The sequence below is a fragment of the Mesorhizobium sp. WSM4816 genome, from assembly GCF_055811535.1.
The window spans coordinates 99,029-117,870 of sequence record NZ_JBVVQR010000013.1; the positions used below are offsets into that span (position 1 = coordinate 99,029).

25 protein-coding genes and 1 other RNA gene are annotated in these 18,842 nt (G+C 62.3%); 13 read left to right on the forward strand and 13 right to left on the reverse strand.

The features are described 5' to 3' along the window. Positions 1-110 precede the first annotated feature (110 nt). The 3 genes from pyc (at position 111) to AC0L3H_RS16295 (ending at position 4,494) form a co-directional block, all read left to right on the forward strand. Entirely contained in the window at positions 111-3,569 is a 3,459-nt protein-coding gene (gene pyc, locus AC0L3H_RS16285) for a pyruvate carboxylase (RefSeq protein ID WP_473492161.1), read from the forward strand. A 160-nt stretch (positions 3,570-3,729) separates the two neighbouring features. Beyond that, a complete protein-coding gene (locus AC0L3H_RS16290) occupies positions 3,730-3,990 on the forward strand; it encodes a DUF2312 domain-containing protein (protein WP_023800031.1) in 261 nt (86 codons plus the stop codon). Positions 3,991-4,038: 48 nt separating this feature from the next. Continuing rightward, entirely contained in the window at positions 4,039-4,494 is a 456-nt protein-coding gene (locus tag AC0L3H_RS16295; protein WP_473586143.1) for a hypothetical protein, read from the forward strand. A gap of 22 nt (positions 4,495-4,516) precedes the next feature. Here the strand turns inward: AC0L3H_RS16295 and AC0L3H_RS16300 are convergent, their stop codons facing one another. Continuing rightward, positions 4,517-5,026, reverse strand: coding sequence for an arsenate reductase ArsC (locus AC0L3H_RS16300; protein ID WP_473586144.1), 510 nt, complete (start codon positions 5,024-5,026; stop codon positions 4,517-4,519). A 217-nt stretch (positions 5,027-5,243) separates the two neighbouring features. Here AC0L3H_RS16300 and AC0L3H_RS16305 point away from each other — a divergent pair, with 217 nt between their 5' ends. Then, positions 5,244-5,588: a hypothetical protein gene (locus AC0L3H_RS16305; protein WP_027152869.1), complete on the forward strand. Its 345-nt coding sequence runs from the start codon at positions 5,244-5,246 to the stop codon at positions 5,586-5,588. 60 nt (positions 5,589-5,648) lie between these two features. On the opposite strand, the gene msrB is transcribed toward AC0L3H_RS16305, so the two are convergent. From msrB to AC0L3H_RS16335, 6 genes are all read right to left on the reverse strand, one after another. Next, positions 5,649-6,053, reverse strand: coding sequence for a peptide-methionine (R)-S-oxide reductase MsrB (msrB, locus tag AC0L3H_RS16310; protein ID WP_473586145.1), 405 nt, complete (start codon positions 6,051-6,053; stop codon positions 5,649-5,651). A 108-nt stretch (positions 6,054-6,161) separates the two neighbouring features. Then, positions 6,162-6,983, reverse strand: coding sequence for an MBL fold metallo-hydrolase (locus AC0L3H_RS16315; protein ID WP_473586146.1), 822 nt, complete (start codon positions 6,981-6,983; stop codon positions 6,162-6,164). Further along, complete coding sequence (locus AC0L3H_RS16320) at positions 6,984-8,174, reverse strand: vWA domain-containing protein (RefSeq protein ID WP_473492169.1); 1,191 nt, start codon at positions 8,172-8,174, stop codon at positions 6,984-6,986. Between the two features lie 10 nt (positions 8,175-8,184). Further along, positions 8,185-8,589 carry a type II toxin-antitoxin system HicB family antitoxin gene (locus tag AC0L3H_RS16325; protein WP_473492171.1) on the reverse strand — a complete coding sequence of 135 codons (405 nt, stop codon included), beginning with the start codon at positions 8,587-8,589 and terminating at the stop codon, positions 8,185-8,187. A 46-nt stretch (positions 8,590-8,635) separates the two neighbouring features. Next, a complete protein-coding gene (locus AC0L3H_RS16330; RefSeq protein ID WP_287172907.1) occupies positions 8,636-9,082 on the reverse strand; it encodes a GNAT family N-acetyltransferase in 447 nt (148 codons plus the stop codon). Between the two features lie 175 nt (positions 9,083-9,257). Beyond that, the gene (locus tag AC0L3H_RS16335; RefSeq protein ID WP_473586147.1) at positions 9,258-10,097 is read right to left on the reverse strand and encodes an AAA family ATPase; all 840 of its coding nucleotides are present in this window, start codon (positions 10,095-10,097) and stop codon (positions 9,258-9,260) included. 181 nt (positions 10,098-10,278) lie between these two features. Between AC0L3H_RS16335 and ssrS the strand changes: the two genes are divergently transcribed. From ssrS to AC0L3H_RS16355, 4 genes are all read left to right on the forward strand, one after another. After that, positions 10,279-10,434: non-coding RNA, 6S RNA (gene ssrS / locus AC0L3H_RS16340), on the forward strand. A 94-nt stretch (positions 10,435-10,528) separates the two neighbouring features. Continuing rightward, positions 10,529-11,116, forward strand: a complete 588-nt coding sequence (locus tag AC0L3H_RS16345) for a 5-formyltetrahydrofolate cyclo-ligase (protein ID WP_473586148.1) — start codon at positions 10,529-10,531, stop codon at positions 11,114-11,116. An 81-nt stretch (positions 11,117-11,197) separates the two neighbouring features. Next, positions 11,198-12,022, forward strand: coding sequence for a TIGR00282 family metallophosphoesterase (locus AC0L3H_RS16350; RefSeq protein WP_473586149.1), 825 nt, complete (start codon positions 11,198-11,200; stop codon positions 12,020-12,022). Between the two features lie 72 nt (positions 12,023-12,094). Continuing rightward, complete coding sequence (locus AC0L3H_RS16355) at positions 12,095-12,862, forward strand: TerC family protein (RefSeq protein WP_473586150.1); 768 nt, start codon at positions 12,095-12,097, stop codon at positions 12,860-12,862. A 284-nt stretch (positions 12,863-13,146) separates the two neighbouring features. On the opposite strand, the gene AC0L3H_RS16360 is transcribed toward AC0L3H_RS16355, so the two are convergent. Genes AC0L3H_RS16360 through AC0L3H_RS16370 form a run of 3 tightly spaced genes read right to left on the reverse strand, consistent with a single transcriptional unit; the run spans position 13,147 to position 14,500 of the window. Further along, positions 13,147-13,611: an SRPBCC family protein gene (locus AC0L3H_RS16360; RefSeq protein ID WP_473586151.1), complete on the reverse strand. Its 465-nt coding sequence runs from the start codon at positions 13,609-13,611 to the stop codon at positions 13,147-13,149. Between the two features lie 27 nt (positions 13,612-13,638). Further along, positions 13,639-14,001, reverse strand: a complete 363-nt coding sequence (locus AC0L3H_RS16365) for a VOC family protein (protein ID WP_473586152.1) — start codon at positions 13,999-14,001, stop codon at positions 13,639-13,641. A gap of 16 nt (positions 14,002-14,017) precedes the next feature. Next, on the reverse strand, positions 14,018-14,500 hold the full coding sequence (locus AC0L3H_RS16370) for an SRPBCC domain-containing protein (protein ID WP_128170691.1): 483 nt from the start codon (positions 14,498-14,500) through the stop codon (positions 14,018-14,020). Positions 14,501-14,551: 51 nt separating this feature from the next. Between AC0L3H_RS16370 and AC0L3H_RS16375 the strand changes: the two genes are divergently transcribed. The 3 genes from AC0L3H_RS16375 to AC0L3H_RS16385 all read left to right on the forward strand — a co-directional run bounded on the left by AC0L3H_RS16375 (position 14,552) and on the right by AC0L3H_RS16385 (position 16,271). Next, positions 14,552-14,875, forward strand: coding sequence for an ArsR/SmtB family transcription factor (locus AC0L3H_RS16375; RefSeq protein ID WP_473586153.1), 324 nt, complete (start codon positions 14,552-14,554; stop codon positions 14,873-14,875). A gap of 214 nt (positions 14,876-15,089) precedes the next feature. After that, complete coding sequence (locus AC0L3H_RS16380; protein ID WP_473586154.1) at positions 15,090-15,839, forward strand: YebC/PmpR family DNA-binding transcriptional regulator; 750 nt, start codon at positions 15,090-15,092, stop codon at positions 15,837-15,839. Between the two features lie 105 nt (positions 15,840-15,944). Then, a complete protein-coding gene (locus tag AC0L3H_RS16385; protein ID WP_473492180.1) occupies positions 15,945-16,271 on the forward strand; it encodes an Rdx family protein in 327 nt (108 codons plus the stop codon). Positions 16,272-16,301: 30 nt separating this feature from the next. Here the strand turns inward: AC0L3H_RS16385 and AC0L3H_RS16390 are convergent, their stop codons facing one another. Both AC0L3H_RS16390 and AC0L3H_RS16395 read right to left on the reverse strand, forming a co-directional pair. Beyond that, complete coding sequence (locus AC0L3H_RS16390) at positions 16,302-16,781, reverse strand: anthrone oxygenase family protein (RefSeq protein WP_473586155.1); 480 nt, start codon at positions 16,779-16,781, stop codon at positions 16,302-16,304. A 1-nt stretch (position 16,782) separates the two neighbouring features. Further along, a complete protein-coding gene (locus tag AC0L3H_RS16395; protein ID WP_473586156.1) occupies positions 16,783-17,616 on the reverse strand; it encodes an NAD(P)H-binding protein in 834 nt (277 codons plus the stop codon). Between the two features lie 112 nt (positions 17,617-17,728). Here AC0L3H_RS16395 and AC0L3H_RS16400 point away from each other — a divergent pair, with 112 nt between their 5' ends. Beyond that, on the forward strand, positions 17,729-18,370 hold the full coding sequence (locus AC0L3H_RS16400; RefSeq protein WP_473586157.1) for a TetR family transcriptional regulator: 642 nt from the start codon (positions 17,729-17,731) through the stop codon (positions 18,368-18,370). Positions 18,371-18,439: 69 nt separating this feature from the next. Here AC0L3H_RS16400 and rpmE read toward each other — a convergent pair whose 3' ends face one another. Continuing rightward, complete coding sequence (gene rpmE, locus AC0L3H_RS16405; RefSeq protein ID WP_006327661.1) at positions 18,440-18,661, reverse strand: 50S ribosomal protein L31; 222 nt, start codon at positions 18,659-18,661, stop codon at positions 18,440-18,442. Here rpmE and AC0L3H_RS16410 point away from each other — a divergent pair. After that, a complete protein-coding gene (locus AC0L3H_RS16410; RefSeq protein WP_287218669.1) occupies positions 18,644-18,832 on the forward strand; it encodes a hypothetical protein in 189 nt (62 codons plus the stop codon). The two genes, rpmE and AC0L3H_RS16410, sit on opposite strands and share 18 nt — an antisense overlap. Positions 18,833-18,842 lie beyond the last annotated feature (10 nt).

An 18,842-nucleotide genomic window follows, 5' to 3' on the forward strand; every position in this document is an offset into this window, starting at 1 on the left:
GAGCGGATTTAAATCGGTTTAATGGCCGTCGCCCGATTTTGTTTGCGCTGCAGCATTTTCGCGTTAATCATGGCGCAGTTCCCCTTCCGTTAGCGTCCGGAGCCTTGTCCTTGGCAATCACGAAGATCCTTGTCGCCAACCGGTCCGAAATCGCCATCCGCGTCTTCCGCGCGGCCAACGAGCTCGGCCTCAAAACCGTGGCGATCTGGGCCGAGGAGGACAAATACTCGCTGCACCGCTTCAAGGCGGATGAAAGCTATCAGGTCGGGCGCGGGCCGCATCTGAACAGGGATATGGGACCGATCGAAAGCTATCTGTCGATCGAGGAAGTGATCCGCGTCGCCAGGCTTTCGGGCGCCGATGCCATCCATCCGGGCTATGGGCTGTTGTCGGAAAGCCCTGAATTCGCCGAAGCCTGCGCCAAGGCCGGCATCATTTTCATCGGACCCAAGCCGGATACGATGCGCAGGCTCGGCAACAAGGTCGCCGCACGCAACCTGGCGATCGAGGTCGGCGTGCCGGTAATCCCCGCCACCGATCCCTTGCCGGACGACATCGAGACAGTGAAGGCGCTCGCCAGGACGATCGGCTATCCGGTGATGCTGAAGGCGTCGTGGGGCGGCGGCGGCCGCGGCATGCGCGCCATCCGTTCGGAAGTCGATCTCGCCCGCGAGGTGACGGAGGGCAAGCGTGAAGCGAAAGCCGCCTTCGGCAAGGACGAGGTCTATCTCGAAAAGCTGATCGAGCGCGCCCGCCATGTCGAGGTGCAGGTGCTGGGCGACACACACGGCAATGCCGTGCACCTGTTCGAGCGCGATTGCTCCATCCAGCGCCGCAACCAGAAGGTGGTCGAGCGCGCGCCGGCGCCGTATCTCGAAATGTCGCAGCGCGAAGAGCTTTGCGGCTATGCGCTGAAGATCGCGCGCGAGACGAGCTATATCGGCGCCGGCACGGTCGAGTTCCTGCAGGATGCCGACACCGGAAAATTCTACTTCATCGAGGTCAACCCGCGCATCCAGGTCGAGCACACCGTCACCGAGCAGGTGACCGGCATCGACATTGTCAAGGCGCAGATTCATATCCTCGATGGCTTTGCCATTGGCACGGCGGAATCGGGCGTGCCGGCGCAGAAGGATATCAGGCTCAACGGCCACGCGCTGCAGTGCCGCATCACCACGGAAGATCCCGAGCATAATTTCATCCCCGACTATGGCCGCATCACCGCCTATCGCGGCGCCACCGGTTTCGGCATCCGCCTCGATGGCGGCACCGCCTATTCCGGCGCGGTCATCACCCGCTTTTACGATCCGCTGCTGGAGAAGGTGACGGCCTGGGCGCCGACGCCGGCCGAGACCATCGCCCGCATGAACCGGGCGCTGCGCGAGTTCCGTATTCGCGGGGTGGCGACCAACCTCACCTTCCTCGAGGCGATCATCAATCACCCAAGTTTCGCCGAAAATTCCTATACGACCAAGTTCATCGATACGACACCGGAACTGTTCGCGAGCGTGAAGCGGCAGGATCGCGCGACCAAGCTGCTCAACTACCTGGCCGATGTCAGCGTCAACGGCCATCCCGAAACCCGTGGCCGGCCGCAGCCTAAGGCCGATGCGGCGGCACCCATGGTGCCCTACCTCAACGGCAACGTGCCCGATGGCAGCAAGCAGAAGCTCGACGCGCTTGGGCCGGAGAAATTCGCGGCCTGGATGCGCGCATGCAAAGAAGTGCTGGTCACCGACACGACGATGCGCGACGGACACCAGTCCCTGCTCGCGACGCGCGTGCGCACCTATGACATCGCCGGCATTGCCGGCACCTATGCACGCGCGCTGCCGCAGCTTTTGTCGCTCGAATGCTGGGGCGGGGCGACCTTCGACGTCGCCATGCGCTTTCTCACCGAGGACCCGTGGGAGCGGCTGTCGCTGGTGCGCGAGGCAGCGCCCAATCTGTTGCTGCAGATGCTTTTGCGCGGCGCCAACGGCGTCGGCTACACCAATTATCCCGACAATGTCGTCCAGCATTTCGTCAAACAGGCAGCAAGCGGCGGCGTCGACCTGTTCCGCGTCTTCGACTGTTTGAACTGGGTCGACAACATGCGCGTCGCCATGGACGCGGTCGGCGCCGAAGGCAAGCTGATCGAAGCAGCGATCTGCTACACCGGCGACATACTCGACCCGGCCCGAGCCAAGTACGACCTCAAATACTACGTCGCGCTGGCCAGGGAGTTGCAGGCGGCCGGCGCCCATATCGTCGCGGTCAAGGACATGGCCGGGCTCTTGAAGCCGAATGCCGCCCGCGCACTGTTCAAGGCGCTGCGCGAGGCGACCGACCTGCCGATCCACTTTCACACGCACGACACGTCAGGCCTGTCGGCGGCGACGGTGCTGGCGGCGGTGGACAGCGGTGTCGACGCCATCGACGCGGCGATGGATGCCCTGTCCGGCAACACCTCGCAGCCTTGCCTGGGCTCGGTCGTCGAGGCTCTGAAGGGCACCGAGCGGGATCCGGGCCTCGACCCGCAATGGATCAGGAACATCTCGTTCTACTGGGAGGCGGTGCGCAACCAGTATGCTGCCTTCGAAAGCGACCTGAAGGGGCCGGCCTCGGAAGTCTACCTGCACGAAATGCCGGGTGGGCAGTTCACCAACCTCAAGGAGCAGGCGCGCTCGCTCGGGCTGGAGACGCGCTGGCACGAAGTGGCGCAGACCTATCACGACGTCAATCTGATGTTCGGTGACATCGTAAAGGTGACGCCGTCGTCCAAGGTCGTCGGCGACATGGCGCTGATGATGGTGAGCCAGGACCTGACGGTTGCCGATGTCGAAAATCCGGCCAGGGATATCGCCTTCCCCGACTCGGTCGTGTCGATGCTGCGCGGCGACCTCGGCCAGTCGCCGGGCGGCTGGCCGGAGGCACTGCAGAAGAAGGTGCTGAAAGGCGACAAACCGATCACCGTGCGGCCCGGTTCGCTGCTGAAAGCAGCCAATCTCAAGGCCAGCCGCAAGGAGATCGAAGACAAGCTCGAGCGCAAGCTCAGCGAATTCGAATTCGCCTCGTGGCTGATGTACCCGAAGGTCTTCTCCGACTTTACCGCAGCGCAGGAAACCTATGGGCCGGTGAGCGTGCTGCCGACGCCGACCTATTTCTACGGCATGAAGCCGGAGGACGAGATCTTTGTCGACATCGAGAAGGGCAAGACGCTGGTGGTGCGCTGCCTGGCCATCGGCGATGTCGACGAGAAGGGCATGGTCACCGTGTTCTTCGAGCTCAACGGCCAGCCGCGCCGGGTCAAAGTGCCGGATCGGGCGCACGGCGCTTCCGCCGCCAAGGCGCGGCGCAAGGCCGAGCCCGGCAACGAGGCGCATGTCGGCGCACCGATGCCGGGCGTCGTCTCGGCGCTCGCCGTTGCCGCCGGCCAAGCGGTCAAGGCCGGCGACGTGCTTTTGTCCATCGAGGCGATGAAGATGGAGACGGCATTGCATGCCGAGCGCGACGGCACAATCGCCGAAGTGCTGGTCAAGACCGGCGACCAGATCGACGCCAAGGATCTGCTGATCGCCTTCGGATGAGACAGAAATGTTGCCCGGGCAGAGTAGTCTGTGTCTGGCGGCAGCCCTTCATGCCGCATCGATAACAGCTTGACCGGTCGCCTCCGGTCGGGCATCGAACCGCTGCAAATTCGCCGCGACGGTTCGTGAGTCGCGGCATGGAAAACGACGCGGAGAAAAAATGGCCGACGACATCACCGAGACTAGCCAGACTGTTGCCGCCGGCCAGCTGCGAGCCTTCATCGAGCGCATCGAGCGGCTCGAAGAAGAGAAGAAGACGATCGCCGACGACATCAAGGAAGTGTTCGCCGAGGCCAAGGGCACCGGCTTCGACACCAAGGCGATGCGGTCGATCATCCGGCTGCGCAAGAAGGACCAGGCTGAGCGGCAAGAGGAGGAAACCATCCTCGATCTCTACAAAGCCGCACTCGGGATGGTGTAAGGCTGGTAACAGCCCTGGGCGCCGGTTGCGCCCGCAACGGGTCGAACCATGAGCGAATTCGACTTTGGCGGCCGCCGCGCCTCTGAGTTCCGCCAACGCGGCTTCTGGACGCTGTTCGCGGAACGGCATCCGGAAGAAAGGCCTCTGATGGCGCGGCGCGGACCCTGGTTCTGGCAGCGCGGGCTGCCCGACTTCGCCTTGGTCCTTTCCATGTATGTCGCGCCGGCGCAGAACCATATCGGCGTTTTCTTCGGCCGCAACGAGAAGTTCGGTGCCACGCAAGCCTGGTCGCGGTTGAAGCCGTTCCAGCCGGCGATCGAAGACAGGTTGAAGCTCAGGCCGGAACAGAGTTGCGAGGGCCTTGGCATCAATTCGCTGTGGCGCGTGAACTGTTTTGCCGAGGACAATTGGCCGGCCATGGCCGACTGGCTGGTGACGGAAGCATCGCGCTTCGAGCGCGCTGTTACCGAGGTGCTGGGCGGAGGTGGCGAAGCCGGTTCGTGAATTCGCGTCGCAGTGGCTTGAGTTAGTTCGGCTTCGCCGTGTCGCGGCCAATCCGATCGAGATGCTGTTGCAGCGCCAGATGGTCGAGCGCATCCATCCGCAGATTGGTGAACAGCGAGATGCGGTTGTTGAGCATGCGATAGGCATCGGCAAAGGCAAGATGCAGTTCGGCTTCGGTGCCGTCTGCCTTGGCTGGGTCCGGTATCGACCAGAGCGCGGTCATCGGATGACCCGGCCAGATCGGACAGGATTCATTCGTGGTGCTGTCGCAAAGCGTGAAGAGAAAATTCATTGCCGGCGCGTCGGGCTCGGCAAACTCGTCCCAGCCTTTCGAACGGGCGAAGCTCGTATCGTAGCCGAGGCTTTCGAGCAGCTGCAGTGCGTAGGGATTGACCTCGCCCTTCGGTTGCGAACCGGCGGAAAACGCCTTGAACCTGCCGCCACCGATCCGGCTGAGAATGGCTTCCGCCATGATCGATCGCGCCGAATTGGCGTTGCAAAGAAACAGCACGTTGTAGACATTATCGCTCATCTCAAGACCTCCCTTGGCAGGCGACTGGATGATGGGGGCGGCAGAGTCCGGCAAGGTATCTTTGCCGAAACGCCGACAAGGGCGACGTAGAAAGGTTTCACGACCGTTTGATGACAATTTGTCAAATCATACGCTTGCGTGGCGATGATCGATTCGCGTTGACAGGCTTGCTGCTTTGGAAATCTCTGCGGCTGTCGAATGAGGGAAAGCCGCATCGATGAGTGCGCCAGAGACTTTCGAAGGCGAAGACGGCAAGGCAGGCCGTGCGGCGGGTTTCTTCCGCTCGCGCTGGCAAGGCACGGCGCCGCTAGACCGGCTGTTCTGGCGCGATCTTGTCCTTGTCGGCACGGCGATCAACATCGCCGTGTCGGTGCTGGCGCTGATCCTGCTCGGGCTGAAGCTGCCGCTCGCTCTCGTTCTGGCGGTGCATTTCGCACCGGTGCCGTACAATTTCTTCCTGACTTTTGCGGTGTGGCGGACCGCCGAGAAAACCGGCGGCGTCAAGGCTTCGCTGATGACGCTGGGGGCTGTGCTGTGGCTGATCCTGGTGGTGGTGATCTGACGGAGAGTGCTGCCGGCAAAGGCCGGCGGAAGCCGTTGTTTGACAACGTCTGGATTCCAGTCAGGCAGCCGGCTCGAATTTCAGCGCGACCCCGTTGATGCAATAGCGCAGGCCGGTCGGCGGCGGGCCGTCCTCGAAGACGTGGCCGAGATGGCTGCCGCAGCGGGCGCAGTGGCATTCGGTGCGAACCACGCCGTAGCTGCGGTCGACGGTCGTCTCGACCGAACCGGGCACCGGATCGTTGAAGCTTGGCCAGCCGGTACCGCTCTCGAACTTCAGCTTGGATTCGAACAAGGGCTGGTCGCAGCCGGCGCAGGAAAATGTGCCGGCGCGCTTCTCGTGAAGCAGGGCGCAACTGCCCGGCCGCTCGGTGCCGTGGTTGCGCATCACCGCATATTGCTCCGGCGTCAGCCGGGCGCGCCATTCGGCATCGGTGCGGGTAACAGGGTAGGTGCGACTATCCATTTTTGCCTCTTAGCTCATGCTGCTATTGGGCTGCTTTCCCAAGTTCGCCTAAAATAGGCATTTGTTACGGCGTTTGCCCGTATTTCCAATCCTGCCGCGAAGAATTCCTCAGGCGATCGCTGCCAGATAGCGCGCAACAGAACTTGCAAATGCCGTCTTTGCATCGCCGATGACGTTCTGATTCCACCATGCGCCATAGATATGGTCGAACGCGAAAGGCTCCAGTGCCGACGCGATGCGGAGCACCTTCGGCGCATTGAGCGGGATGTAGTTCGGGTAGCTGTACATGAAGCTGACATGGCGGCGGGTTGGCGTCACCTGCAAGATGTCGCCGGCCAGGATGGCGTTGCCGCCGTCGCGCTTCCAGTGCAGCACCTGGCCACCGGCAAAGTGACCGCCGCAACGGATAAGTGTCAGCGACGGGTTCGGGGCGCGCGTCTCACCCTGCCAACTGACAACAGCCGGATGCGGCCGCATGATCCACTGACGGTCATCGGTGTGCAGATAGATCGGCACGCCGCCAAACGCCTCGCTCCACTCGACCATCGCCGAATAATAATGGCAGTGCGAAATGGCGATCGCGGTGAGGCCGCCTCGTCGGTTGATTTCGGCCACCGCCTCGTCGCTGACCATCGAGATGCAATCCCACAGCACATTGCCGTGCGGCGTCTGTGCCAGCAGCGCCCGCTGACCGATGGCGAAGCGCGGCTCGATGCCGAAGGCGAGCACGCCGGCGTCGTCCTTCATCACGATCCGATGCCCGGCGGCGAGCTCTTGCGGCGTGATCCAGGCCTGGCCCTCCCAGCGCACATATTGCCGCTCGTCCTCGCAGATCGGGCAATGTTGCGGCGGCGTCGCTGCCGCCGCGAACTGGACGCCACATTGCAGGCAGAGGAAACAGGTCGGACGTCCTGTTTTGCGTGGATCCATTCAGTGCTTCCTTGAAAGCTGCTTCGTCGCGGCCTCGAGTCCGGCGAGCGTCAGCGGAAACATGCGGCCGCCGAAGATGTCGCGGATCATGGCGATCGAATGGGTAAAACCCCAGTGCTTTTCGCTTTCGGGGTTGAGCCATACCGCGTTCGGCCATTGCTGCAGCAGACGGCCGAGCCAGACGACGCCGGCCTCCGGATTCCAGTGCTCGACCGAGCCGCCGGGATGCGCGATCTCATAGGGGCTCATCGAGGCATCGCCGACGACGATCACCTTGTAGTCCGGACCGTATTTGTGGAGGAGATCGAAGGTCGGAATCACCTGCGCATGGCGGCGGCGATTGTCCTTCCACACACCTTCGTAGAGGCAGTTGTGGAAGTAAAAATATTCGAGCTGGCGGAATTCGGCGCGGGCGGCCGAAAACAGCTCCTCGACGCTTCTGATGTGATCGTCCATCGAGCCGCCGACATCGAAGAACATCAGCAGCTTCACGGCATTGCGCCGCTCGGGCCGTGTCTGCACGTCGAGATAGCCGTGCTCGGCCGTGGCGTGGATGGTGCCGGGCAGGTCGAACTCCTCCTCGGCGCCTTCGCGCACCCAACGGCGCAATCGCTTCAGCGCGATCTTGATGTTGCGGGTGCCGAGCTCGACGGCATCGTCGAAATTCCTGAATTCACGCTTGTCCCAGACTTTCACCGCACGGCGGTTGCGGCTCTCATGCTGGCCGATGCGAACGCCTTCGGGATTGTAGCCATAGGCGCCGAATGGTGAGGTGCCGCCGGTGCCGATCCATTTCGACCCGCCCTGGTGGCGGCCATTCTGCTCCTCCAGCCGCTTTTTCAGCGTTTCCATCAGCTTTTCGAAACCGCCCAGGGCCTCGACCAGCTTTTTCTCTTCATCGGTCAGGTGCTTTTCGGCAAGCCGCCGCAGCCATTCCTCCGGGATGTTTTCGACGTCGACCGGGTTTTCGCCAGCCAGCGCTTCGACACCCCTAAAGAAGTGCGAAAAGACCTGGTCAAAACGGTCGATGTGGCGCTCGTCCTTCACCAATGCCGAGCGGGCGAGATAGTAAAAACCCTCGACGTCATAGTCGACCAGCCCCGCCTCCAGCCCTTCCAGCAGCGACAGATATTCCCGGAGCGAGACCGGAACCCGCGCAGCCTTCAGTTCGAGGAAGAAAGGGATGAACATCGTGCGACTTTTATCTGTGCCCTTCGATCTTCTCGCGAGCGGCGCTGGCGATGAAGGCGGAACGCGTGAGGCCGCGCCGGCTCGCTTCGGCATCGATTGCCGCCAAGAGACCTGCGTCGAGCGACAGATTGGCTCGGACAGGCCGTCCGGAATCGATCAGCACGGGGATCATCACGGCAGATTCGCCGGCGGCGCTATCGATTTCGCCCAGTCGGAGCAGATCTGCCACCGTGCGCGCGCCGGGCAAGGGCAAGTGCTTCGCCATTCGTGCCTCGGCCCATTCGCGAACGGCGGAGGTCGCATCGGCTATCGCCTCCTCGGGACTTGCGCCACCGCCATGACATCCGGGAAGATCGGGGACCCGCACTCCCCAGACATCATCTGCGCCGTCAAGAATTCCGACATAGTGCGTCATGATTTGTCCTCAAATCCATCCGGCAAGCCGGGTGATCGATCGTTCATCACATCAGATCATATTCGATGAAGCCGGTCCTGCGCGCCACGTGGTCGTAGAGCTTGCGCGCGGTGGTGTTGGTCTCGTGCGTCATCCAGTAGACGTTCTTGACGCCGATCTTGCCGGCTTCCTGCTTGACCGCTTCGATCAGGGCGGCGCCGACGCCTTTGCCGCGCACATCCGGGTCGGCGAACAGGTCCTGCAGATAGCAGTTGTTTTTTTCGGACCAGCAGGAGCGATGGTAGAGGTAATGGGTGAGGCCGACCGCCTTGCCGTCGAGGGTGGCGATGAACCCCTTTGGTTCGAACTCCCCCGCCGTAAAAAGCCGCTTCCAGGTGACCGCGTAGACGTCTTCCGGCAGTTTGGTTTCGTAGAAGGCGAGGTAATCAGTCCACAGACGCTGCCAGTCGGCATGGTCGGATTGTGCGAGTGGGCGGACGGTGATCTCGGTCATTTCATTTCCTTCCGAAGCTTCGGGCCAAGGCTGCCCCGGTGCCCGGACGGCGGCAACGGTCCAGCAACGGGAAAGCGCTGTCCGCCGCATGCCCGGCCCTGCGCTATGGCTTCGGGCGTTCGTCGCTCGAAAAGCCAAATCGTTGGCTTTTCGTCGGCCTTTGGCCGACCGCTCCTCACCCCTGCCTTCTCGCCATAAAGGCCAGCCGCTCGAACAGATGCACGTCCTGTTCGTTCTTCAACAGCGCGCCGTGCAGCTTGGGCAGCGCGTTTTTCGGGTCGCCGCGCAAATCCTCGGGCGCGATATCGTCGGTCACGAGCAGGCGGATCCAGTCCAGTGCCTCGGAGGTCGACGGCTTCTTCTTCAGGCCCGGCACGTCGCGGATTTCGTAGAACTGGGTGAGTGCGGCGCGCACCAGGTTCTGCTTGATGCCGGGATAGTGCACGTCGACGATCCGATGCAGCGTCTCGACGTCGGGAAAGCGGATATAGTGGAAGAAGCAGCGGCGCAGGAAAGCGTCGGGCAGCTCCTTCTCGTTGTTGGAGGTGATGATGACGATCGGGCGCACAGCGGCGCGGATCGTCTCGCCGGTCTCGTAGACGAAGAACTCCATTCGATCGAGTTCCTGCAGCAAATCGTTGGGGAACTCGATGTCAGCCTTGTCGATCTCATCGATCAGAAGCACGACCTTCTTGGTCGTCGCGAAGGCATCCCACAGCTTGCCACGCTTGATATAATTGCTGATGTCGTTGAAGCGCTCGTCGCCGAGTTGGCTGTCGCGCAGCCGCGACACGGCGTCATACTCGTAGAGGCCCTGCTGCGCCCTTGTCGTCGACTTGACATGCCATTCGATCAGCTCGAGGCCGAGCGCGGCCGCCACTTGCCTGGCCAGTTCGGTCTTGCCGGTGCCGGGCTCGCCCTTGACCAGCAATGGCCGCTCCAGCGCGATCGCCGCATTGACCGCCACCATCAGATCCTTGTCGGCGACATAGGCCGCCGTGCCTTCGAAACGCATTTTTGCTCCTCGGTTTTCATGGCAACCGTAAGGAGACAGCCCAGCCCATGCAAGGCGCAGCGGCGAGGGCGCGGTGAACCCATGTGCCGCGCAGCTCCCAAGCAGGACCTTGCGACGAATAAAGCCGCCGAACATGGCCGTCTCTCTGGCGCTTGGCCTGCCATCGGCCTATATTGGGCGTGACGGTCTGCGCTTCCCGGCAGGAGAACATTTTCCCCGGGGCCTTAATGATCCCTAGGGAGCTGTCCCTGGGAAGACCTGTGGGTTTTCTCATACGGCGCCCACCTACTTTGTAGGTTCCCGGGATCGCTCTCTCCACCGGTTGTGTGGATCGTCACTTGACGCAAAGGATCCACGCTTCGGTGGATCATGCGGTGGAAAACGTCGCTCCTAAAACTCCATCCAAATCTGACCTTTTCTATCGTCGGCGCATGACATCCTCGAAAGACCTGAAAAGACAGTTGCGACGCGAAGCACTCGGGCGCCGCGGCGCGCTCGATCCGTTCTGGCGGGTGGAGGCAGCGCTCGAAATGGCCGAGACGGCGCGGGACAGCATTGCAATGGAGCCGGGCCAGATCGTCTCCGGCTTCTGGCCGATGCGCTCGGAAGTCGACGTCCGGCCGTTGATGTTCGCCTTGCGCGAAAAAGGTGCACGGCTTTGCCTGCCGGCGATTCTCGACAAGACCACCATCGTCTTTCGCGAACTGGTGCGCGGCGCGCCGATGATCGACATGGGGTTCGGCACCGTCGGGCCGCATGAGGAGGCCGAGGTGCTCGATCCCCAGGTGATGCTGGTGCCGCTCGCGGCTTTCGACGCGCGCGGCCACCGCATTGGCTATGGCGCCGGCTATTACGACCGTGCCATCGCGCGGCTGGTCGACAAGGGGCAGCCGCCGCGGCTGATCGGCATTGCTTTCGACTGCCAGCAGGTGGCGCTGGTGCCGGACGAGCCGCATGACGTGACCATTCCGGAAATACTCACCGAGAGCGGGTTGCGCCGGTTCGCGCCGAAATTGTAGATAAGTTCCTGGACGCATGGTCTTTTCCGGAAGTCATGCAGCTTTTTGCTTCGCTGACCTTCGGTTCGGGATCATGTTTAGATGAGACTTCTCTTCCTCGGCGATATGGTCGGCAAGACGGGACGCACGGCGGTGTGGCAACAACTGCCCGGCCTGATCTCAGATTTCAAACTCGACTTCGTCATCGTCAATGGCGAGAACGCCGCCGGCGGCTTCGGCATTACCGAAGAGATCTTTCGCGAGACGATCTCGGCGGGCGCCGACGTCGTCACAACCGGCAACCATGTCTGGGACCAGCGCGATGCGCTGGCTTTCGCGCCGCGCGAGGAACGCTTCCTGCGTCCGTCCAATTTCCCCAAGGGCACGCCGGGGCGGGGCTCGGGCGTCTACATCGCCAGGAACGGCGCGCGCGTTCTGGTCGCCAACATCATGGGCCGGGTGTTCATGCATCCTGAACTCGACGATCCATTTCAGGCCGGCGAGCGCGAGCTTGCCGCCTGCCCGCTTGGCGAACAGGCCGATGCGGTGGTCATTGATTTCCATGCCGAGGCGACCTCTGAAAAAATGTGCTTTGCGCACTTCGTCGACGGCCGCGCCAGCCTGGTTGTCGGCACCCACACGCATCAGCCGACCGCCGACCACCATATCCTCAACGGCGGCACCGGCTATATCTCAGACGCCGGCATGTGCGGCGACTATGATTCTTCGCTCGGCATGGACAAGGAGGAGCCGCTCAACCGGTTTCTGTCGAAGGTGCCGAAAGGGCGCTTCGAGGCGGCGAGCGGCCCGGCGACATTGTGCGGCGTCGGCGTCGACATTTCGGATCGCAGCGGCCTGACCGAGCGGATTGCGCCGTTTCGCCGCGGGCCGCGGCTCGAAGAAACCGCGCCCTCGTTCTGGTCATGACATTGATGTAAGCGATTGCAGTACCTAATTGCCGGCCACGCCTGCTTCAGATCGTAAGAGGGGACGACCTTCATGCAGTTCATCGAATTCCTGGCGCCACATTTCGCCTTTGTCTCCGATCCGACTGCATGGGTCGCGTTGCTGACGCTGATCGTGCTGGAGGTGGTGCTCGGCATCGACAATCTGATCTTCATCTCGATCCTGACCAACAAATTGCCGGAGGCGCAGAGGGCCCGCGCCCGGCGAATCGGTATTTCGGCGGCGCTGATCATGCGGCTGGTGCTGCTTGCCACCATCTCGATCATCGTCCAGTTGACGGCGCCGGTGTTCACCGCTTTCGGCCATGGTTTCTCCTGGCGCGATCTGATCCTGATCGCCGGTGGCCTGTTCCTCGTCTGGAAAGCGACCAAGGAAATCCACCACACGGTCGATCTCGAGGACCATCAGGACACGATGATCGGCGAAACGCTGCAGCTTTCGCTGGGCGGCGCCGTCTTCCAGATCCTGCTGCTCGACCTCGTCTTTTCGATCGATTCGATCATCACCGCGGTCGGCATGACCGACGAGATCGCCATCATGTATATCGCCGTGATCGTGGCAGTCAGCGTGATGATGCTGGCGGCTGGACCGCTCGCCAATTTCATCGCCAAGAACCCAAGCATCGTCATGCTGGCGCTGAGCTTCCTGCTGATGATCGGCATGACGCTGATCGCCGACGGCATGGGCTTCCATGTGCCGAAGGGCTACATCTACGCCGCCATGGGCTTTTCCGCTCTTGTCGAGGGCCTCAACATGCTGGCGCGACGTCGCAGGAAGGCAAAGGCGGGCGCAGGGCACTGAGGTTGGCGGGGCGAACCGACGGCGCGAAGGCCTGAGCTCTGCCTCACTTGTCGCGGCCATGTAGAACCTTTGAGACGTCGGAGGGACAGCCACCCCCTCTGTCCTGCCGGACATCTCCCCCTCAAGAAGGGAGATTGGCAGTTTAGCGCTCCGCTCGTCCTGCAGCGTTGGAGATTGGCGAAAGCCTCCGATCTCCCCCCTTGCGGTCCCTTGCGGGGGAGATGTCCGGCAGGACAGAGGGGGTGGGAAGGATCGCTGCAGAACGGCTTTTTGCACCCGGCGAATTAAGCGGTCGGCGTGCCCTTCGGATGACGGTCGCCGATCAGGCCAAGCGTCAAGCCTTGCTCCAACCAGGCCTTGGCGCCGGCGAGCACCAGCGCGAAGCCATCGGTCGAGCCGATCGCCTGCTTGACCTGTTCATCGGTGCTGCCGGCAAAACCGAAATTGCGAACCTCGACAAAGGTGCCGCCCTGCATCTCGGTAAGAGTCCAGACCACCGTGGTCGGCGGATCGCTCCATTGCATGACGATCTTTTCGTTCGTGACGAACTCGCTGACCGTGACCGGCGTCGAAACGCCATACATCCGCCACTCCCAGCGAACTTCCTTGCGGCTGTCCAACCTGCCGCTGCCGTGGGTGAACCAGAATTTCGTCGTGATCGCCGGATCGACGATGGCCTCGAACACTTCTGCGACCGGCCGCCGGATCAGCATGCCGGCTTCGGCGGTCGGTGTCTCACGGATGTCCATTTCGTCCTCCTTCCGAACCGGTCTCCGTCACCAGGCGTCGGGTTCGCGCACTAGGTGAATGATGTTGGCCGGATTGGTGATCCAGCCGCCACGAAAACCTTCGCCGAGCGCCTCGATGGCGTCGCAGTGCACAACACCGGCCTTGGCGAGATGATCGGCGGCGGCCGGAAAATCATCGGTGAACAGTTCCAGCCAGATCTCGGCCTGGCTCAGCATCGGCGCTTCGTCGATCCACAGGCGATTGGGACCAAGTTCGAATCCAACAGCCGGCGCTTTGGCCGTGAACGGTTTTAGGCCGACGACATCGCGGTAGAAGGCGATCGTCTCCTGGTGTTGGTGGGGCGGCACTTTCATGGCGATGTTGATGCCGCCGGTGATTTTCGCAGCCATTCTTTCCTCCGTCTTCTCAGATATTGTCTTCATTGGCGGGCTCGCCCTTCATCTCGCTGCGATAATAGCCGTCGCGCAAATTGATGCCGTATTCGACATAGGCCTTCATGCAGGCCAGCATCTGCGACCAGCCCTCGCAATTGAGGTAGGACTTCTTCAGGCCGACCGCGTCCTCGTGCCAGCCGGCCTCGGCGATGGTGACGAAGGTGCCGCCGTCGTCCAGCGGCTCGAAATTCATCTCGATGCGCGTCTTGTAGGCCGGCTTGCCGTCGGCGTCGGTGGCGTCCCAGCGCAGCACGATGCGGTTGTCTTTCTCCACCTCGTCGACCTCGACCGGGACCTTGCCCCACCAGACGACCCTGGCGCCGGCCACCAGCGGGGCACTGGCGCCGCCGATGGTGGTGAAATAGCCGCTGAGCTTGTTCGGATTGACGACCGCATCGAAGACTTCGGCAACCGGTTTGCCGATGCGGCCCGAAACTCTGAATCCAAGAGACATATCCACAGCTCCTTCCTTGATCGGATCGATATTATGTTATAAAAATATAACATGTCAAGCAAGGCGCAGGATGACAATGTTTTCAAGGCGCTGGCGCATCCGCGCCGGCGCGCGCTGCTCGACGAGCTGAAGGACGCGCCGCGGACCACCGGCATGCTGTGCGATGCCTTTCCCGACATGGACCGCTGCACCGTCATGCTGCATCTGAAAGTGCTGGAGGAAGCCGACCTGGTGGTGGCGCGGCGCGAGGGGCGCGAGCGCTGGAATCATCTCAATGCGCTGCCGATCAAGCAGATCCACGACCGCTGGATCAGCCAGTACGCCACGCATGCGATCAGCATTCTCGATCGGCTGAGATCCGATCTGGGGGAGTGAGCGGCCGCAGGCATGCAACTGGCTGGCGTGTTGAGCACCGCCCTTACGGCCCGGCTGGACGAATTGAGCCGATTTATCTATAAGCCGGCCATTCCGAGATAGAGCGCCATACGTCAGCAGGGACGCTCTGAAAATTTTGACTTCGAGCATTTTGGCAAAGGCGAGGTGACTACCTCGCTGCAGGATGCTCTGCCAAGAAAACGACAGGGGTGCCATGGCTGGCCATTCACAGTTCAAGAACATCATGCACCGCAAGGGCCGCCAGGACGCGGTGCGGTCGAAAATGTTTTCCAAGCTGGCGCGCGAAATAACCGTCGCCGCCAAGAGCGGGACGCCGGACCCGTCGATGAACCCGCGCCTGCGTCTTGCCGTGCAGAACGCCAAGGCGGTGTCGATGCCGAAAGACAACATTCAGCGCGCCATCAACAAGGCGTCGATGGGCGACGCCGAGACTTACGAAGCCGTGCGTTACGAAGGCTACGGGCCAGGCGGCGTTGCGCTCATCGTCGAGGCGCTGACCGACAACCGCAACCGCTCGGCGTCGAATGTGCGTGCCGCCTTCACCAAGGCCGGCGGGGCGATGGGGGAAACCGGCTCGGTGTCGTTCATGTGGGACCGTGTCGGCGAAATCTTCTATCCGGCATCGATTGGCAGCGCGGAGAAGGTCATGGACGCGGCGATCGAGGCCGGGGCCGACGACGTCCAGTCGGACGAGGAAGGCCACACGATCTATTGCGCCTTCGAGAATCTTGGTGAGGTGTCGAAGGCGCTGGAAGGCGCGCTCGGCGAGGCTGAATCAGTGAAGCCGATCTGGAAGCCGCAGACCAACATTGCGGTCGACGAGGAGCGGGCACAGTCGCTGATGAAGTTGGTCGCCACGCTCGAGGACGATGACGACGTGCAGAGCGTCTACGCCAATTTCGAGGTCGACGACGAGACCATGGCGAAGCTCAGCGCGGCATGAGCACAGCTCAACCAGACATGAGCGGAGTTCAGTCCGGCATGAGCACAGCTCAGCCCGAGATATGAGCGGAGCTTAATCTGAGATATGAGCGGAACTCAATCTGACATGACCGAAAAGCCGTTGCCCCAGGTCCGCATCACCTATTGCGCGCAGTGCCACTGGCTGCTGCGGGCCGGCTGGATGGCGCAGGAGCTGCTGTCGACCTTCGCAACGGATCTGGGCGAGGTCACGCTGGTGCCGGGCACCGGCGGCATCTTCACCATTTCCTGCAACGAGACACTGGTCTGGGACCGCAAGCGCGACGGCGGCTTTCCCGATGCCGCAAGGCTTAAGCAACTGGTTCGCGACGTGATCGATCCGGACCGCGATCTCGGCCATGCCGACCGCAAGAGCGACAAGTCAAGAGATACTCCGTCAAAAGACCCTGCCTGACGCAAGGTCTTTTAACTTTCTGCCCTCGTTTCACCGCCACGCCATGATGAAGCAGGCCAGCGCGACGATGGCGGTGATGGTGCGGACGTGGTTCCACATCACCCAGTCCCTGAGATAGGTGGCCCAAACGGCGGCGCCGTTGGCGCTTGCCGGATCGACGGCGGCCAGTGCGTTGTTGAGCGGCACGTTGAAAATCATCGTCACGATCAGGTTGCCGACGAGGTAGGTCAGGGCGCCGGCGAGAAGCCACAACGTGCCTGGTTGGCCCCAGCCGATGACAGCGCCGACGACGAGGACGAGGCAGATCAGCCCGGTGCCGAAAAGCGCGGTCATGAACAGCGGCGTCACCGCAGTGACGTTGATCGAATTCATGGCGGCGATACCGCCCACGGCAGGCATGCGGGCGAGGCCCGGCATGACGAAGCTGGAGAAGGCGAAGAAGACACCAGCGAGGACGCCCGAGCCGAGCGCGGCGATGAAGGTGAGGCTGGGAAGCAGTTTCATGATCATGTCAGTCACTCCATATGCCCGTACCAGCGGTTTCGGTTGCATAGGCGGAAAAGTCCTTTGGGGCGCGGCCGAGCACGCGCTCGATGCCGTCGGTCAGCGCCTCGTTGCGACCGTCGAGCACTTCGGTGAACAGCTCGTTGAGCAGCCAGGCGAACTCGGCAGGCAACTCGTATCCGGCTACCGCGGCGGTGAACTCGGCATGCGAAATCCTGACAAAGCGGATGTCGCGGCCGGCCGCCTTGCCGATCTCGGCGACCGCGTCGGCGAAGCTCAGCAGACGCGGCCCGGTCAGCTCGTAAAGCTGGCCGACATGGCCTCGCCGGGTAAGCACCGTCACGGCGGCATCGGCAATGTCGTCGGCATCGACGAACGGTTCTCCGACAGTGCCGACCGGCAAAGCCACCTCACCGGCCAGCAGCGGATCGAGCAAAAAACTCTCGCTGAAATTCTGGGAAAACCAGGCGCAGCGCAGGATCGTCCAGTCGGCGCCTGAGGCTTTCAGCATCTCTTCGGCACGTTGCGCTTCGATCTCGCCGCGCCCCGACAGCAGCACCAGCCGGCGCACACCGCTTGCCACGGCAAGGTTGGCGAAGGCGCCGACCGCTTCGGACGCGCCGGGCACCGCAAGATCGGGATAGTAGCTGATGTAGGCGGCACCGACACCATCGAGCGCGGGTTCCCAGGTCGTATCGTCTTCCCAGTCGAAGGGCGGGGTGCCCGAGCGCGAGCCGATCCGTACCGGCAGGCCCTGCGCCGTCAGCCTGTCCGCGAGACGACGGCCGGTTTTGCCGGTGCCGCCGAGGATCAAAATCGGTTTTGCTGCTGTATCGATCATGGCGATTTTCCTTTGCTCACAAATATGAGTAATCCTCACATTTGCAAAACGTGATAAACCCTCGTATTTTGTGAGTCAAGCCAGTTTGTTGATCATTCGCCAGGAGACAGTGATGGAAGGCTCGAGGGTAGCGGGTTCACAGGATGGCCAGATCGCATCGCCGCGCCGGGCGCCCAGCCAGCAGCGCAGCCGCGAGCGGGTCGAGCGGATGCTGGCTGCCGCCTCTGCGCTGATCGCCGAGCGAGGCAGCGATGTCATGCGCATGGGCGAAGTTGCGGAACGGGCCGGCGTGTCGATCGGCTCGCTCTACCAGTTCTTCCCGGACAAGCGGGCGATCATCTGGACGCTGGCCGAGCGCCACACCGCCGAAAGCCAGGCCTGCATCGCGGCAGCGCTTGCACAGGTCAGCGACGCCGAAGAGCTGCGGCGGGCATTTTCCGAGCTGGTGGATATCTATTACGGGCTGTTCCTGGCCGAGCCGGTGATGCGCGACATCTGGTCGGGCACGCAGGCCGACAAGGCGCTGCGCGAACTCGAGCTCGCCGACAGCCGGGCCAACGCCGAATTCCTCACCGCGGTGCTGAAGCGGCTGCGGCCTACCGCCGATCCGGCGGCGCTGGAAACGACGGCGTTTCTCATCTGGCAGATGGGCGAGGCCACCATGCGGCTGGCGATCTCGGTCGGTCGAAAGGAAGGCGACGACCTGGTCGCCGCCTACAAGCGCATGGCGCTGCGCGAACTGGTCGACGAATAGAGCCGCATTCCGGCAAGAAAAAACCCGCCACGAGGGCGGGTTCCTTCTGATCCGAAAAAGGCTTACGGCTTAGAGCCCAAAACCTTCGAAACGCTTCTTGAACTTCGACAGGCGGCCGCCGCGGTCGAGCAGGGTCTGCTGGCCGCCGGTCCAGGCCGGATGAGTGGTCGGGTCGATGTCGAGGTTCATCGTATCGCCTTCCTTGCCCCAGGTCGAACGGGTCATGTATTCGGTGCCGTCGGTCATGACGACCTTGATGGTGTGGTAGTCGGGATGGATATCGGTCTTCATTGTGCTATTCCTGGTTCGCCGGCGCCGCTGACGGGCGTAAAGCCTGCGTCGATGCGCCCCTTTTTAAAACTCGAAGCCGCAGCTATTGAGGAGCCACGGCTTTTAAAAACGGTCGGCGAGCCTATACATCAGCCGGAATTGAATCACAAGGCCGCGGTAAGCGCATATTGAGGCGCATGCC

Bases quoted from the DNA above. Each gene is read 5' to 3' on its own strand.
- AC0L3H_RS16315 (WP_473586146.1), bottom strand. From the start codon at position 6,983: ATGGATCCACGCAAAACAGGACGTCCGACCTGTTTCCTCTGCCTGCAA.
- AC0L3H_RS16290 (WP_023800031.1), top strand. From the start codon at position 3,730: ATGGCCGACGACATCACCGAGACTAGCCAGACTGTTGCCGCCGGCCAG.
- AC0L3H_RS16355 (WP_473586150.1), top strand. From the start codon at position 12,095: ATGCAGTTCATCGAATTCCTGGCGCCACATTTCGCCTTTGTCTCCGAT.
- AC0L3H_RS16350 (WP_473586149.1), top strand. From the start codon at position 11,198: ATGAGACTTCTCTTCCTCGGCGATATGGTCGGCAAGACGGGACGCACG.
- AC0L3H_RS16330 (WP_287172907.1), bottom strand. From the start codon at position 9,082: ATGACCGAGATCACCGTCCGCCCACTCGCACAATCCGACCATGCCGAC.
- AC0L3H_RS16295 (WP_473586143.1), top strand. From the start codon at position 4,039: ATGAGCGAATTCGACTTTGGCGGCCGCCGCGCCTCTGAGTTCCGCCAA.
- AC0L3H_RS16335 (WP_473586147.1), bottom strand. From the start codon at position 10,097: ATGCGTTTCGAAGGCACGGCGGCCTATGTCGCCGACAAGGATCTGATG.
- AC0L3H_RS16375 (WP_473586153.1), top strand. From the start codon at position 14,552: ATGTCAAGCAAGGCGCAGGATGACAATGTTTTCAAGGCGCTGGCGCAT.
- AC0L3H_RS16395 (WP_473586156.1), bottom strand. From the start codon at position 17,616: ATGATCGATACAGCAGCAAAACCGATTTTGATCCTCGGCGGCACCGGC.
- AC0L3H_RS16410 (WP_287218669.1), top strand. From the start codon at position 18,644: ATGGATATCGGTCTTCATTGTGCTATTCCTGGTTCGCCGGCGCCGCTG.
- AC0L3H_RS16380 (WP_473586154.1), top strand. From the start codon at position 15,090: ATGGCTGGCCATTCACAGTTCAAGAACATCATGCACCGCAAGGGCCGC.
- AC0L3H_RS16360 (WP_473586151.1), bottom strand. From the start codon at position 13,611: ATGGACATCCGTGAGACACCGACCGCCGAAGCCGGCATGCTGATCCGG.
- AC0L3H_RS16345 (WP_473586148.1), top strand. From the start codon at position 10,529: ATGACATCCTCGAAAGACCTGAAAAGACAGTTGCGACGCGAAGCACTC.
- msrB (WP_473586145.1), bottom strand. From the start codon at position 6,053: ATGGATAGTCGCACCTACCCTGTTACCCGCACCGATGCCGAATGGCGC.
- AC0L3H_RS16365 (WP_473586152.1), bottom strand. From the start codon at position 14,001: ATGGCTGCGAAAATCACCGGCGGCATCAACATCGCCATGAAAGTGCCG.
- AC0L3H_RS16325 (WP_473492171.1), bottom strand. From the start codon at position 8,589: ATGACGCACTATGTCGGAATTCTTGACGGCGCAGATGATGTCTGGGGA.
- AC0L3H_RS16390 (WP_473586155.1), bottom strand. From the start codon at position 16,781: ATGATCATGAAACTGCTTCCCAGCCTCACCTTCATCGCCGCGCTCGGC.
- AC0L3H_RS16400 (WP_473586157.1), top strand. From the start codon at position 17,729: ATGGAAGGCTCGAGGGTAGCGGGTTCACAGGATGGCCAGATCGCATCG.
- AC0L3H_RS16320 (WP_473492169.1), bottom strand. From the start codon at position 8,174: ATGTTCATCCCTTTCTTCCTCGAACTGAAGGCTGCGCGGGTTCCGGTC.
- AC0L3H_RS16300 (WP_473586144.1), bottom strand. From the start codon at position 5,026: ATGAGCGATAATGTCTACAACGTGCTGTTTCTTTGCAACGCCAATTCG.
- AC0L3H_RS16385 (WP_473492180.1), top strand. From the start codon at position 15,945: ATGACCGAAAAGCCGTTGCCCCAGGTCCGCATCACCTATTGCGCGCAG.
- AC0L3H_RS16370 (WP_128170691.1), bottom strand. From the start codon at position 14,500: ATGTCTCTTGGATTCAGAGTTTCGGGCCGCATCGGCAAACCGGTTGCC.
- AC0L3H_RS16305 (WP_027152869.1), top strand. From the start codon at position 5,244: ATGAGTGCGCCAGAGACTTTCGAAGGCGAAGACGGCAAGGCAGGCCGT.
- rpmE (WP_006327661.1), bottom strand. From the start codon at position 18,661: ATGAAGACCGATATCCATCCCGACTACCACACCATCAAGGTCGTCATG.